Source organism: Streptomyces minutiscleroticus, from assembly GCF_014650875.1.
Lineage (GTDB): Bacteria > Actinomycetota > Actinomycetes > Streptomycetales > Streptomycetaceae > Streptomyces > Streptomyces minutiscleroticus.
Genome location: NZ_BMVU01000003.1, coordinates 11,868 through 27,394, shown reverse-complemented (window position 1 = coordinate 27,394; position 15,527 = coordinate 11,868). Strand labels below are relative to the sequence as shown.

Sequence of the window (15,527 nt, the reverse complement as noted above, 5' to 3'; positions counted from 1 at the left end):
CCTCTCCCTTGTCACAGGGCGTCGTCGTCCCCGACGAGGTCGTCGAGCGCCATGCTGATCAGGCTCTCGGCGTCCATCGCGTCGATCTGCGCGCCGTTGGTCCCGCCGTCCGCGGCCGGCCCGGGGGCGGGCCGCACTCCGGCGAGTTCGAGCAGGCTGTCCAGGAGGCCGGCCTCGCGGAGCCTGGCCACCGGGACGGCGGCGAGCGCGGCGCGCACGGCGTCCTCCTCGCCGCGCGGGCCGTCGCCGGTGCGCGGGGCCAGCTCGGCGGCGAGGTGGTCGGTGAGCGCGGCCGGGCTGGGGTGGTCGAAGACGAGCGTGGCGGACAGCCGCAGCCCGGTGGTCTCGTTGAGCCGGTTGCGGAACTCCACGGCGCTCAGCGAGTCGAAGCCGAGGTCCTTGAACGGCAGCCCGGCCTCGAACTCCTCGGTGCCGAGCACCTGCCGGACCTCGTCCCGCACCAGCCGCAGCAGCCGCTCGGCCCGCTCCTCGGGGGTGAGACCGGCGAGTTCGCGGCGCAGCTCGGCGGACGCGGCCGGCGCCGTGCGGGCGGTCCTGCGCGGGGCCCGTACCAGACCGCGCAGCAGGGGCGCGACGCGGCCGGCCTCGCGCGGGGCGGCGAGGTCGAGCCGGGCGGGCAGCAGGACCGCCTCGTCGCGGCCCACGGCCGTGTCGAACAGGGCCAGTCCCGCGTCGGCGTCCAGGGCGAGCACGCCGCCGGAGGCCATGCGGCGGGCGTCGGTGCCGTCGAGCCGGTCGGCCATGCCGCCGCTGCCCGCCCAGGCGCCCCAGGCCAGCGAGACGGCCGGCAGGCCCTGGGACCTGCGGTGCGCGGCGAGGGCGTCGAGGAAGGCGTTGCCGGCGGCGTAACCGGCCTGGCCGGGGCTGCCGAGCAGGCCGGCCGCGGAGGAGAACAGCACGAACGCCGTCAGCGGCCGCTCCCGGGTCAGCTCGTGCAGGTGCCAGGCGGCGTCCAGCTTGGGCCGCAGCACCTCGTCGAGGCGCTCGGGCGTGAGCGAGGTGAGGACGGCGTCGGCGAGGACGCCCGCGGTGTGCACCACCGCGGAGACGGGGTGCTCGTCCAGGACCCGGGCGAGGGCGGCGCGGTCGGCCGCGTCGCAGGCGACGACGGTCGTCTCGGCGCCCAGCGCGGTCAGTTCCTCGCACAGTCCGGCCGCACCGGGCGCGTCGGGACCGCCGCGGCTGAGCAGCACGAGCCGGTCGGCGCCGTGCGCGGTGACCAGGTGCCGGGCGACCAGCCGGCCCAGGGCGCCGGTGCCGCCGGTGACGAGGACGCCGCCGGACCAGTCGACGCCGGAGGGGCCGTCCGTGCGCGGCGCGCGTACGAGCCGCGGCGCGCTCACGCCGTCCTCGCGCAGCGCCAGCTGGGGCTCGCCGGAGGCCACGGCGGCGGGCAGCAGCCGGTGGGCGGCGGCGGAGCCGTCGACGTCGGCGAGGACGAGGCGGTCGGGGTGCTCGGACTGGGCCGAGCGGAGCAGGCCCCACGCGGCGGCCGCGCCGGGGTCGGTGACGTCCGCGGCGCCGGGCCCGGCCGCACCGCGGGTGACCACCACCAGGGTGGTGCCGGCGAACCGCTCGTCGGCCAGCCAGTCCTGCACCCGGGTGAGCAGCTCTTGCAGACCGGCCCGGACACCGTCCGGTCCGTCGCCGCCGGTGTGGGCGACGACCACGGCGTCGGGGGTTTGCGCGGCGGCCTCCGCCAGACCGGCGGCGACCGTCACCTCGGCGACCTCGCCGGCCAGTGCCCCGGTCAGTTCCCCGCGGTCCGGGCCGAGCACGGTCCACCGTCCGGCCTGCGGGGCCGCGGGCACCGGGACGGGCACCCAGTCGAGCGCGAACAGGTCGTCGTGCCCGCCGGAGGCGGCCGCGGCGAGCCGCTCGGGGTTCACCTCCCGCAGGGACAGCGACGCCACGCGCGCCACCGGCCGGCCGCTCCCGTCGGCGGCCTCGACGCGCACCGCGCCGGAGCCGAGCGGGGCGATCCGCACCCGCAGGGCCGTCGCCCCCCGCGCGTACAGCTCCACGCCGTTCCAGGCGAAGGGCAGGGACATGCGCTCCTCGGCTCCCGCGCGCAGCCCGACGGCGTGCAGGGCGGCGTCGAACAGCGCGGGGTGCAGGCCGAAGCCGCCGGCGGCGTCGTCCACGGCCACCTCGGCGTACACCTCGTCGCCGAGCCGCCAGGCGGCGCGCAGGCCCTGGAAGCGGGGCCCGTACTCGGCGCCCAGCTCCGCGAGGCGGTCGTAGACGCCGTCCACGTCGACCGGTTCGGCGCCCGGCGGCGGCCAGGCGGTGAGGTCGTGGCCCGGCGTGTGCCCGGCGGGCCGCAGCACGCCGGTGGCGTGGGTGGTCCACGGCTCGCCGTCGCCCGCCGCGGCGTACACGTGGAAGGCGCGGGCGCCGGCGGCGTCGGGCTCGCCGACGGTGCACTGGAGGCGGACGGCGCCGTCCTCGGGCAGCACCAGCGGTTCGGCCACGGTCAGGTCCTCCACCGTGCCGCAGCCCAGCCGGGCGCCGGCGGCGAGGGCCATCTCGGCGAAGGCGGTGCCCGGAAGCAGCGCCACGCCGCCGACGCGGTGGTCCCCCAGCCACGGGTGTTCGGCGAGCGAGAGGTGGCCGGTGTGCAGGGTGCCGTCGGCGCCGGCGAGCTCGACGGCGGTGCCGAGCAGCGGGTGGTCCGCCGGGCGCGGCAGGCCGCTGTCGCCGGTCATCCAGTAGCGGCCGCGCCGGAAGGCGTACGTGGGCAGGTCCGAGCCGTCGCGGTGGGGCAGCAGGGCCGCCCAGTCGACGGCCGCGCCGTGCACGTGCAGGGAGGCTAGCCCGGCGAGCAGGGCCTCGGTCTCCTCGCGGTCCTTGCGCAGCAGCGGCACGACGGCGCTCCCCTCGGGCAGGCACTCGCCGGCCGCCGAGGTGAGCGCGGCCCCGGGGCCCACTTCGGCGAAGTGCCGTACGCCCGCGTCGTGCAGGGCGGTCACGGCGTCGGCGAAGCGGACCGCCTCGCGGGCGTGGCGCACCCAGTACTCGGGGTCGGACAGCTCGTCGGGCGCGGCCGGGGCGCCGGTGAGGGTGGACACCAGCGGGATGCGCAGGGTGCCGTACGACAGCGACGCGGCGACCTCGCGGAACTCCTGGAGCATCGGCTCCATGAGCGCCGAGTGGAAGGCGTGGCTGACGGCCAGCTCCCTGGTGCGCTCGAAGCGGGCGGCCAGGGCGCGGGCCGGCTCCGCCGGGCCGGAGACGACCACGGACGCGGGCCCGTTGACGGCGGCGATGCCCACGCCGTCCGCGAGCAGCGGCGCGACCTCGTCCTCGGCGGCCCGTACGGCGATCATCACGCCGCCTCCGGGCAGGGCCTGCATGAGCCGGCCCCGCGCGGCGATCAGCGTGCAGGCGTCCTTCAGGTCCAGGACGCCCGCGACGTGGGCGGCGGCGTACTCGCCGACGGAGTGCCCCGCGAGCAGGTCGGGCCGGACCCCGAGGGACTCCAGGAGCCGGTACAGGGCCACTTCCACGGCGAACAGCGCGGGCTGGGTGTACTCGGTGCGCTCCAGCAGCTCGGCGGAGCCGAGGACCTCGGCGAGCGGCCGGTCCAGGAGCGGGTCCAGGTGGGCGCGGACCTCCTCGAAGGCGGCGGCGAAGACGGGGAACTCCTCGGCCAGGCGGGTGCCCATGCCGGGCAGCTGGGAGCCCTGGCCGGAGAAGAGCAGGGCGAGCCTGCCGTCGGCGGCGGTGCCGAGGGCGCCGGCCGGGGGCGTGCGGCCCTCCGCGACGGCCCGCAGGCCCTCGGCCAGGTCGTCCGCCGTGGCGCCGAGGACGGCGGCGCGGTGGGCGAGCGCGGTCCGGGCGTTGGCGAGGGCGCCGGCCATCCGGTGCGGGTCGGCCTGCGGGTTCCGGGACAGGTGGTCCAGCAGGCGGCCGGCCTGGGCGCGCAGGGCGTCCGGGGTGTGGCCGGACAGCAGCCACGGCACGGTGCCGGCCGCCGGGGCGGCGGGCGGCTCGGCGGGCCGCTCGGCGGGCGCGGCCTCGACGATCACGTGGGCGTTGGTGCCGGAGATCCCGAAGGAGGAGACGCCCGCGCGGCGCGGGCGCCCGGGGTCGGGCCACGGCCGGTTCTCGGTGAGCAGGCGCACGCCCGCGCCCTCCCACTCCACGTGCCGGGAGGGCCGGTCGACGCCGAGGCTGGCCGGCAGGGTCTCGTTGCGCAGCGCCTCCACCATCTTGATGACGCCGGCGACGCCGGCGGCGGCCTGGGTGTGGCCCAGGTTGGACTTGACCGAGCCGAGCCACAGCGGGTTCTCCTCGCTGTGCTCCGCGCCGTAGGTGGCGATCAGCGCCTGGGCCTCGATGGGGTCGCCGAGGGTGGTGCCGGTGCCGTGCGCCTCGACGACGTCGACCTCGCCCGCCGGGACGCCGGCCGCCTCCAGGGCGCGGCGGATGACGCGCTGCTGGGCGGGGCCGTTGGGGGCGGTGATGCCGTTGGAGGCGCCGTCCTGGTTGACGGCGGTGCCGCGCAGCACGGCGAGGATGTTCCGGCCGTTGCGGCGGGCGTCGGACAGCCGCTCCAGCATCAGGACGCCGGCGCCCTCGCCGAAGCCGGTGCCGTCGGCGGCGTCCGCGAAGGGCCGGCAGCGGCCGTCGCGGGACAGGCCGCGGTGCCGGCTGAACTCCACGAAGGTGCCCGGGGTGGCCATGACGGTCACGCCTCCGGCCAGCGCGAGGGAGCAGTCGCCCTGCCGCAGCGCCTGGGCGGCCAGGTGCAGCGCCACCAGCGACGAGGAGCAGGCGGTGTCGACCGACAGCGTCGGCCCCTCCAGGCCGAGGGTGTACGCGACCCGGCCGGAGACCACGCTGCCGGAGCCGAAGCTGCCGAAGTAGTCGTGGTACATGACGCCCGCGAAGACGCCGGTGTCGGAGCCGCGCAGGGTGGCGGGGTCGATGGAGGCCCGTTCCAGCGCCTCCCAGGAGGTCTCCAGCAGCAGCCGCTGCTGCGGGTCGGTGACCAGGGCCTCCTCGTCGTCCATCGCGAAGAAGGCCGGATCGAAGTCGGGCGCGTCGTACAGGAAGGCGCCGTGCCGGGTGTAGCTGGTGCCGGGCCGGTCCAGCGTGGGGTCGTAGAGGTTCTCGACGTCCCAGCCGCGGTCGGCGGGGAACTCCCCGATCGCGTCCCGGCCCTCGGCGACGAGCCGCCACAGGTCCTCCGGGGAGGCCACGTCGCCGGGGAAGCGGCAGGCCATGCCGATGATGGCGATGGGCTCGTCGGCGCCGGCGCTCCGGACGGCGGTGCGGGCGACGGGCGTCCCCGAGAGGGCGCCGGTGAGCTCGCCGAGCAGGTGGCGGGCGAGCTCCGCCGGGGTGGGGTGGTCGAAGACGAGTGTGGCGGGCAGCCGCAGTCCGGTGGCCGCGGAGAGCACGTTGCGCAGTTCCACGGCGGCGAGCGAGTCGAAGCCGAGTTCCCTGAAGGGCAGGGTGCGGCCGACGTCCTGGGCGGAGCGGTAGCCGAGGATGGTCGCCACGTGGCCCTGGACCAGTTCGGTGAGGAAGGGCTCGCGCTCGGGCTCCAGCAGTCCGGTGAGCCGCTCGCGCAGCGCGTCGGCGCCGCCGGCCGCGGCCCGCCCGGCCGCGGCGCCGGCGCGCCGGACGGGCACCAGGGAGCGGAACAGCGGGGCGAGGCCCGCGCCCTGGGCACGCAGGGCGGCCGTCTCCAGCTTCACGGGCAGGACCGCGGGGTCGTCGCCGCGCAGGGCGGCGTCGAACAGGGCCAGGCCCTCCTCGTTCTCCAGCGGGGCGACGCCGCCGCGGGCGATGCGGGTGCGGTCGGTGTCGTCGAGCGTGCCGGTCATGCCGCTCGCCTGCGCCCACAGGCCCCAGGCCAGGGAGTGCGCGGGCAGGCCGAGCGAGCGCCGGTGCCCGGCCAGCGCGTCGAGGTAGGCGTTGGCCGCCGCGTAGTTGCCCTGACCCGGTGAGCCGAGGGTGGCGGCGGCCGAGGAGAACAGCACGAACGCCGACAGGTCCAGGTCCGCGGTGAGTTCGTGCAGGTTCCAGGCGGCGTCGGCCTTGGGCCGGAACACCGTGTCGAGCCGCTCGGGGGTGAGGGAGGCGAGCACGCCGTCGGCGAGGACGCCGGCCGCGTGGATCACCGCGGTCAGCGGCCGGTCGGCCGGTACGGCGGCCAGGACGGCGGCGAGCGCCTCTCGGTCGGCGACGTCGCAGGCGGCGGAGGCCACCTCGGCGCCCAGGGCGGTCAGTTCGGCGGTCAGGTCGTCGGGGACGCCGCTCCGGCTGAGCAGGAGCAGGTGCCGGACGCCGTGCCCGGTGACCAGGTGGCGGGCGACGACGCGGCCGAGGGCGCCGGTGGCGCCGGTGAGCAGGACGGTGCCGGAGCCCAGGGCGGACCCCGCTCCGGAGTCCTGTCCGGTGCCGGTTCCGGTGCCGGTGTCGGCGTCGGCGTCGGCGGGCGCGACGCGGGTCAGCCGCGGCACGCGCCAGGCCCCGTCCCGGAGCGCCAGGTGCGGCTCACCGGTGGCCACCGCCTCGGCGAGGCGGTCGGCGCCGGCCTCGTCCGGCGCGTCGGCCTCGACCAGGACGATGCGGCCGGGGTTCTCCGACTGGGCCGAGCGGACCAGGCCGCCGGCCGCGGCGCCCGCCGGGTCGGGGCCGGTGACGACGACCAGGGTGGTGTCGGCGAGCCGTTCGTCGGCGAGCCGGGTGCGCAGCCCGTCGAGGACCGCGTCCACGGCGGCCCGCATGTCGGCGGCGGAGACGCCGGCCGGTGCGCGCAGGACCTCCAGGGCGGGGACGGTGTCCGCCGGTGCCGGGGCGGGGACCCAGTCGACCCGGTGCAGCGCGCCCCCGTGGACCGGGCGGGCCGCCGCGTCGAGCGCCTCGGTCCGCAGCGGCCGCAGGGTGAGCGAGCCGACCGTGGCGACGGGCGCGCCGGCGGGATCGGCGAGCGCCAGGGAGACCGTGCCCTCGCCGGTGGGCCGGACCCGTACGCGCAGCGCGGTCGCGCCGGTGGCGTGCAGGCGCACCCCGGACCAGGCGAAGGGCAGCAGGGCCTCGTCGCCCGCGGCGTCGGTGAGGCCGACGGTGTGCAGGGCGGCGTCCGACAGGGCCGGGTGCAGGCCGAAGCCGTCGGGCGCGGCGTCGGTGGCGACCTCGGCGTACAGGCCGTCCTCCGTGCGCCAGGCGGTGCGCAGCCCCTGGAAGAGCGGTCCGTAGCCGAGGCCGAGGGCGGCCAGCTCGTCGTACAGGCCGTCGAGCGGTACGGGTTCGGCACCCGGCGGCGGCCAGGCGGTGAGGGGGTCGGCGGTGCCGGGGAGGGTGCCGGTGGGCGCGAGCAGGCCGTCGGCGTGCCGGGTCCAGGGCAGCTCCTCGTCGGGGTGCTCCGGGCGGGACCAGACGGTGACCGGGCGGGTGTCGCCCTCGGGCGGGCCGACGACGACCTGGAGCTGGACGGCGCCGCGGTCGGGCAGGACCAGCGGTGCCTGGAGGGTGAGTTCGACGACGTCGCCGCAGCCGACCTGGTCGCCGGCGCGCAGCGCGAGCTCCAGGTGGCCGGTGCCGGGGAAGAGCAGCCGGCCGCCGACGCGGTGGTCCTCCAGCCAGGGCTGGGCGGAGGCGGAGAGGCGGCCGGTGAGGACGGCGCCCTCGCTGTCGGCCCGCACCACCGCGGCGCCGAGCAGGGCGTGCTCGGTGGGGGCGAGGCCGGCGGAGGTGACGTCGGCGGCGCCCGCGGTGCTGTCGAGCCAGTACCGCTCGTGCTGGAAGGCGTAACGGGGCAGCGGGACGCGGCGCGGGGCGCGGCCCTCGGCGACGGCGGCCCAGTCGACGGCGGCGCCGTGCGTGAACGCCTCGCCCAGGGCGACGAGCAGTCGGTCCCGGCCGCCCTCGTCGCGGCGCAGCGAGCCGACGGCGGCCACGGCGGCGTCGGTCTCCTGGATGCCGACGGTCAGCACCGGGTGGGGGCTGGACTCGACGAACAGGGCGTGCCCGTCGGCGACGGCGGCGCGCACGGCCTCCTCGAACAGCACGGTGCCGCGCAGGTTGGTGTACCAGTACCCGGAGTCGAGCGTGGCGGTGTCGACGGGACCGCCGGTGACCGTGGAGTAGAAGGGCACGTCCGTGCTGCGCGGCCGGATGCCGTCGAGGACCTCCGCCAGGCGCTCGCGCAGGGACTCCACGTGGGCGCTGTGGGAGGCGTAGTCCACGGGCAGCCTCTTGGCGCGGACCTTCTCGGCGCGCAGCCGCGCCAGGAGCTCGTCCAGGGCGTCGGCGTCGCCGGACACGACGGTCGAGGCGGTGCCGTTGACCGCGGCGACCGACAGCCGGCCCTCCCAGGCGGCGAGCCGGGCGCGGACCGCGTCGGCGCCCTCGCCGACGGACATCATGCCGCCGGAGCCGGACAGCACCTCGGCGATGGCCCGGGAGCGCAGCGCGACGACGCGGGCGCCGTCCTCCAGGGAGAGCGCGCCCACGGCGCACGCGGCGGCGATCTCGCCCTGGGAGTGGCCGATGACGGCGGCCGGGGCGACGCCGTACGCGCTCCAGGTGTGCGCCAGGGACACCATGACCGCCCACAGCAGCGGCTGGACGACGTCGACGCGGTCGAGGGAGCCGCGCAGCTCGGCGTGGAAGTCCCAGTCGGTGTACGGCTCCAGGGCGGCGGCGCACTCGGCCATGCGGGCGGCGAAGACCGGGGAGCCGTCCAGGAGCTCGGTGGCCATGCCGGACCACTGGGAGCCCTGGCCGGGGAAGACGAACACGGGCCTGGCGCGTCCCGCGGCCGTGCCGACGGCGAGGTTGCGCGCGGTGCCGCCGTCGGCCAGCGCGGCCAGCGCGCCGCGCAGTTCGGCCGGGTCCGCGCCGGTGATCGCGGCGCGGTGCGCGAAGTGGGCGCGGGTGGTGGCCAGCGACCAGCCGACGTCGGAGGCGTCGGCGTCGGGGTGCGTGTCGAGGTGGCCGAGGAGGGCGGCGGCCTGGCCGGCGAGCGCGGCCGGCGTCTTCGCGGTGAGCAGCCACGGCACGGCGAGACCTCCGGCCGGGCCGGGCTCGGCGGGTGCCGGGGCCGGCGCGGGCGGGGCCTGCTCGACGATGACGTGGGCGTTGGTGCCGCTGATGCCGAAGGAGGACACGCCGGCCCGGCGCGGGCGCCCGGCCCGCGGCCACTCCTGCTCCTGCGTCAGCAGCCGTACCTGTCCCGCCTCCCAGTCCACCTTGGTCGACGGCTCGTCCACGTGCAGCGTCCGCGGCAGGACCCCGTGCCGCATCGCCATCACCATCTTGATCACACCGGCGACGCCCGCGGCGGCCTGGGTGTGGCCGATGTTGGACTTCACCGACCCCAGCCACAGCGGGGTGTCCTCGGGCCGGTCCTGCCCGTACGTCGCCAGCAGCGCCTGCGCCTCGATCGGATCGCCCAGCGTGGTGCCGGTGCCGTGCGCCTCCACCACGTCGACGTCGGCGGCGGTGAGGCGGGCGTTCTCCAGCGCCTCGGCGATGACGCGTTCCTGGGAGGGGCCGTTGGGCGCGGTCAGGCCGTTGGAGGCGCCGTCCTGGTTGACGGCGGAGCCGCGGACCACGGCCAGCACCTCGTGCCCGTTGCGCCGGGCGTCGGACAGGCGCTCCACGACGAGGACGCCGACGCCCTCGCCCCACACGGTGCCGCCCGCAGCGTCGGCGAAGGCGCGGGTGCGGGCGTCGGGGGCGAGCGCGCCCTGCCGACTGAACTCGACGAAGGTCTCCGGGGTGGCCATGACGGCGACGCCGCCGACCAGCGCGAGGGTGGACTCGCCCTGGCGCAGCGACTGGCCGGCCAGGTGCAGCGCCACCAGCGAGGAGGAGCAGGCGGTGTCGACGGACAGCGACGGGCCCTCCAGGCCCAGGGTGTAGGCGACGCGGCCGGAGATGATGCTGCCGGAGCCGAAGCTGCCGAAGTAGTCGTGGTACTGCACGCCCGCGAACACCCCGGTCCGGCTGCCCTTGAGGGTGTGCGGGTCGATGCCCGCGTCCTCCAGCGCCTCCCAGGACGCCTCGAGCAGCAGCCGCTGCTGCGGGTCCATGACGAGGGCTTCCTTGGGGCTGATGCCGAAGAAGGCGGCGTCGAAGTCGCCCGCGTCGTGCAGGAACCCGCCCTCGCCGACGTAGCTGGTGTCGGGGCGCTGCCGCGTGGGGTCGACGAGGCGGTCGGCGTCCCAGCCGCGGTCGGCGGGGAACGGTGTGATGGCGTCGGTGCCGTCGGCGACCAGCCGCCACAGGTCCTGCGGGGAGCGGACGCCCCCGGGGTAGCGGCAGGCCATGCCGACGATCGCCAGCGGCTCGTCCGCGCGGGCCCTCCCGGCGCGCCGGCCGCGGCGCGCCCCCGTCCTGGCGCCGGTGACGAGCGTACCGAGGTACGCGGCGAGCGCCTCGGGCGAGGGGTGGTCGAAGACGAGGGTGGCGGGCAGCCGCCGCCCCGTCTCCGCGGACAGGGAGTTGCGCAGTTCGATCGCGGCGAGCGAGTCGAAGCCGAGGTCCTTGAAGGCCCGGTCGGTCTCGACCGTCTCCGGTCCCGCGTGCCCGAGCACGGCGGCGACGTGGGTGCGCACGGTGCGCAGCAGCGCCTCGGCGCGCTCCTCCTCGCCGAGCGCGGCCATGCGGTCGGCGAAGGTGACGTCGGCGTCCTCGGCGGCGGCCTCGCGGCGCACGGGGCGGCCCGCGAGCGCGCGCAGGACGGGGGCGAGGGCGGCGCCCTGCGCCCGCAGCGCCGGCAGGTCCAGGCGCACCGGTGCCAGCGCGGCCCGGCCGGCCCGCACCGCCCGGTCGAACAGGGCGGTGCCCTCCTCGGCCGACAGCGCCGTCATGCCGCCGCGCGCCATGCGGGCGTGGTCGGCCTCGGTCAGCGAGCCGGTCATCCCGCCCGTGGGCGCCCACGGGCCCCAGGCCAGGGACAGGGCGGGCAGGCCCCGGGCGTGCCGGTGCGCGGCGAGGGCGTCGAGGAAGGCGTTGGCGGCGGCGTAGTTGCCCTGGCCGGGCGCGCCGACGGTGCCGGCGACGGAGGAGAACAGCACGAACGCCGGGCGGTCCCCGGCCAGTTCGTGCAGGTGGAGGGCGCCGAGCGCCTTCGGCGCGAGCACGGTGTCGAGCCGCTCGGGCGTGAGCGAGGGGACCACGCCGTCATCCAGGACGCCGGCGGCGTGCACGACCGCGGTGAGCGGGTGGGCGTCGGGGACGGCGGCCAGGACCGCGGCGAGGGCGTCGCGGTCGGCCACGTCGCAGGCGGCGGAGGTGACCTGCGCGCCCAGCGCGGTCAGTTCGGCGACCAGGTCCTCGGCGGCGCCGCTCCGGCTGAGCAGCAGCAGGCGCCGCGCCCCGTACGCCGTGACCAGGTGGCGGGCGAGCACCGGGCCGAGACCTCCGGTGGCACCCGTCAGCAGCACGGTGCCCTCGGGGTCCAGGACGAGGCCGGGGGCGTCGGCGGGCACCTCGGCGCGCACCAGGCGGGCCGCGTGGGCGGCCCCGGAGCGCACCGCCACCTGCGGTTCGCCCGAGGCGAGGACGGCGGGCAGCGTCGTGCCGGCGTCCGTGCCGGGGCCGAGGTCGGCCAGCGCGAAGCGGTCCGGGTTCTCCGACTGCGCGGACCGCACCAGACCCCATACGGCCGCGCCGGCCAGGTCGGTCACGTCCTCGCCCGCGACGCTCACCGCGCCCCGGGTGACGACGGCCAGCGGGCGGGGGTCGTCGTCCTGCAGGGCGGCGAGCACGGCGTGCAGCGCCCGCCGTACGGCGTCGGCGTCCGTCCCGGGCTCGGTCTCCAGCACCCGGTGGCCGGGGTCGGGCGCGTCGGTCTCCAGCGGCAGCGGGTGCCAGTCGAGCGCGAACAGGGCGTCGGCGGCCGGGTCGCGCTCGGCCCGCAGGTTGCCGAGCGGGCGGGCGGCGAGCGAGGCGACCGTGGCGACGGGGGCGCCGCCGGCGTCGGCCAGGTCGATGGCGAAGGCGTGGGCGCCGGCGGGCACGAGCCGCGCCCGCAGCACGGAGGCGCCGACGGCGTGCAGGGTGACGCCCGCGAACATGAACGGCAGGCGGGCGGTCTCGTCGTCGGAGCCGTCGCCGAGCAGGGCCAGGGAGTGCAGGGCGGCGTCGAACGCGGCCGGGTGCAGGCCGAAGCGCGGCGCGTCGGCGGCGGGCCGCTCCGGCAGCCGGACCTCGGCGAACAGCTCCCCGTCGCGCCGCCAGACGGCGGTCAGCGCCCGGAAGGAGGGCCCGTACTCCAGGCCGGAGGCGGCGTGCCGCTCGTACAGGCCGGTGATGTCCACCTCCTCGGCGTCCTCGGGCGGCCAGACGTCCAGGCGGGCTCCGGGTCCGTCCGTGCCGGTGCCGAGCAGGCCGGAGGCGTGCAGGGTCCACGGCTCGTCGGCGGGCAGGCCCTCGGCGCGGGCGTAGACGTGGACCGTGCGGGCGCCCGCCGGGTCGGGGGCGCCGACGGCGACCTGGACGCGGACGCCGCCGTCCGGGGGCAGCACCAGCGGCACTTCCAGGGCGAGTTCCTCCAGGCGGCCGCAGCCGACCTGGTCGCCGGCGCGGACCGCGAGCTCGACCACGGCGGTGCCGGGCACCACCACCGACCCGCCGACGACGTGGTCGGCGAGCCAGGGGTGGGTGCGCACGGACAGGCGGCCGGTGAGCACGGCGCCGTCGGAGCCGGCGAGCACGGTGGCGGCGCCGAGCAGCGGGTGGTCGGCGGGGTCCAGGCCGGCGGAGCCGACGTCGCCGACCGGGTCGGCCGTCTCGGGCCAGAACCGCTCGCGGCGGAAGGCGGTGGTGGGCAGGTCGACGGTGCGGGCGCCGGTGAACAGCGCGGTCCAGTCGACCTCCGCCCCGCCCACGTGCAACCGGGCCAGGGCGGTGAGCAGGGTCTCGGCCTCGTCGCGCTCGCGGCGGGTGGCGGCCGCCAGCACGGCGTCCTGGACGTCCGCGTCGCCGTCGGCCAGGCACTCGCGGGCCATGGCGGTCAGCACCGCGTCCGGGCCGAGTTCGAGGAAGCGGGTGACGCCCTCGGCGGCGAGGGTGCGTATCCCGTCGTGGAAGCGGACCGCCTCGCGCACGTGCCGCACCCAGTACCCGGGCGTGGCGATCTCCTGCCCGGCGAGGGCGCCGGTGACGTTGGAGACCACCGGAACGGTGGGCCGGTGCCAGGTCAGGGACGAGGCGACGGCCTCGAACTCCGCCAGCATCGGCTCCATGAGCGGCGAGTGGAAGGCGTGGCTGACCTTCAGCCGCCGGCTCTTGGCGAAGCGGGCGGCCACCGCCTCGGCCTCGGCGGCGTCGCCGGAGACCACCACGGAGGCGGGCCCGTTGACCGCGGCGATGCCGACCCGCCCGGTGAGCAGCGGGCGGACCTCGTCCTCGGTGGCGCGTACGGCGATCATCGCGCCGCCCTCGGGCAGGGCCTGCATGAGCCGGCCGCGGGCGGCCACCAGCGCGGTCGCGTCCTTCAGGTCCAGGACGCCCGCCACGTGCGCGGCGGCGATCTCGCCGATGGAGTGCCCGGCGAGGTAGTCGGGCGCGAGGCCCCAGGACTCCACCAGCCGGTACAGGGCGACCTCGAAGGCGAACAGCGCGCTCTGGGTGCGCGCGGTGCGGTTCAGCGGCTCCGGGTCGTCGCCGAACACCGTCGCGCGCAGGTCGTCGCCGAACAGCGCGCAGATCTCGTCGAAGGCGCGGGCGAAGACCGGGAAGTGCGCGTACAGCTCCCGGCCCATGCCGGCGCGCTGCGCGCCCTGGCCGGTGAACAGGAAGGCCGTCTGTCCCTTGCGGACCCGGCCCAGCGCGGCGCCCCCGCCGCCCTCGGCGACCCGGGTCATGCCCTCCACGAGCGCGTCGTGGCCGGCGCCGAGCACCACCGCGCGGTACCGGTGGGCGGTGCGGGTGGCGGCCAGGGAGTGCGCCACGTCCACCGGGTCCTGCCCGCCGGCGGCGGCCACCAGGCGGGCGGCCTGCTCGCGCAGGGCCTCCTCGGTGCGCCCCGAGACCACCCAGGGCACGAGCGGCGGCGCCGTGCGCTCCGCGGGCCCGTCCTCGGCGGGCTCCTCGGCGGGCGCCTCCTCCAGGATGGTGTGCGCGTTGGTGCCGCTGGCGCCGAAGGAGGAGACGGCGGCGCGGCGCGGGCGCCCGGGGTCGGTCCAGGGCCGGTTCTCCGTCAGCAGCCGGACCCGGCCCTGGTCCCAGTCGACCTTCGTGGACGGCTCGTCGGCGTGCAGCGACTTCGGCAGGACGGCGTGCCGGATCGCCATGACGGCCTTGATGATGCCGGCGACGCCGGCGGCGGCCTGGGTGTGCCCGATGTTGGACTTCACCGAGCCCAGCCACAGCGGCCGGTCCTCCTCGCGGTCCTGCCCGTACGTCGCCAGCAGCGCCTGCGCCTCGATCGGGTCGCCCAGGGTCGTCCCCGTGCCGTGCGCCTCCAGCAGGTCCACGTCCGCGGGGGTCAGCTGCGCCCCGGCGAGCGCGGCGCGGATGACGCGCTGCTGGGAGGGGCCGTTGGGCGCGGTCAGGCCGTTGGAGGCGCCGTCCTGGTTGACGGCGGAGCCGCGGACCACGGCCAGCACCTCGTGCCCGTTGCGCCGGGCGTCGCTCAGCCGCTCCAGGAGCAGCATGCCGGCGCCCTCGCTCCAGCCGGTGCCGTCGGCGGAGTCCGCGAAGGACTTGCAGCGGCCGTCGGGGGCGAGCCCCCGCTGGCGGCTGAAGGCGATGAAGTTGTTCGGCGTGGACATCACGGTCGCACCGCCCGCCAGGGCGAGGGTGCACTCCTTGTTGCGCAGGGCCTGCACGGCCAGGTGCACGGCGACGAGCGCCGAGGAGCACGCGGTGTCGATGGTGACGGCCGGGCCCTCCAGGCCCAGGGTGTAGGAGATCCGGCCGGAGATCACGGCGGCCAGGGCGCCGGTGCCCAGGGCCGCCTCGGTGTCCTGCTCCATCTTCGCCAGCAGGTCCTTGTAGTCCTGCCCGTTGGTGCCGGCGAACACCCCGACCCGGCCGCCGTGCACCGAGTCGGGGGCGATCCGCGCCCGCTCCAGCGCCTCCCACGACACCTCGAGCAGCAGCCGCTGCTGGGGGTCCATCGCGACCGCCTCGCGCGGGCTGATGCCGAAGAAGTCCGGCTCGAACCCCGCCGCGTCGTCCAGGAACCCGCCGCGTGTGACGTAGCTCTTGCCCGTGGCGTCCGGGTCGGGGTCGTACAGCCCCTCGACGTCCCAGCCTCGGTCGCCGGGGAAGTCCCCGATGGCGTCGGTGCCGTCGTGGACGAGCCGCCACAGCTCCTCCGGCGTGCTCACACCGCCGGGGAAGCGGCAGCTCATCCCGACGATGGCGATGGGTTCCCGGTCCTGGGTCTCCACCTCGCGCAGCCGCTGACGGGTCTGGTGCAGATCGGCGGAGACCCGCTTGAGGTAGGAGAGCAGCTTTTCGTCGTTGGTCATCGGGTGTCGCCACTCCTGTGCGAAGAGGTGGACTGCGGTCGGGCCGGGGTGCCGTGG

General features: G+C 77.5%; 1 protein-coding gene. It reads right to left on the bottom strand.

Going from position 1 to position 15,527, the window contains the following annotated elements:
- Positions 1 to 11 precede the first annotated feature (11 nt).
- Positions 12 to 15,470, bottom strand: a complete 15,459-nt coding sequence (locus tag IE271_RS05300; protein ID WP_190189005.1) for a type I polyketide synthase — start codon at positions 15,468 to 15,470, stop codon at positions 12 to 14.
- Positions 15,471 to 15,527: the final 57 nt, after the last annotated feature.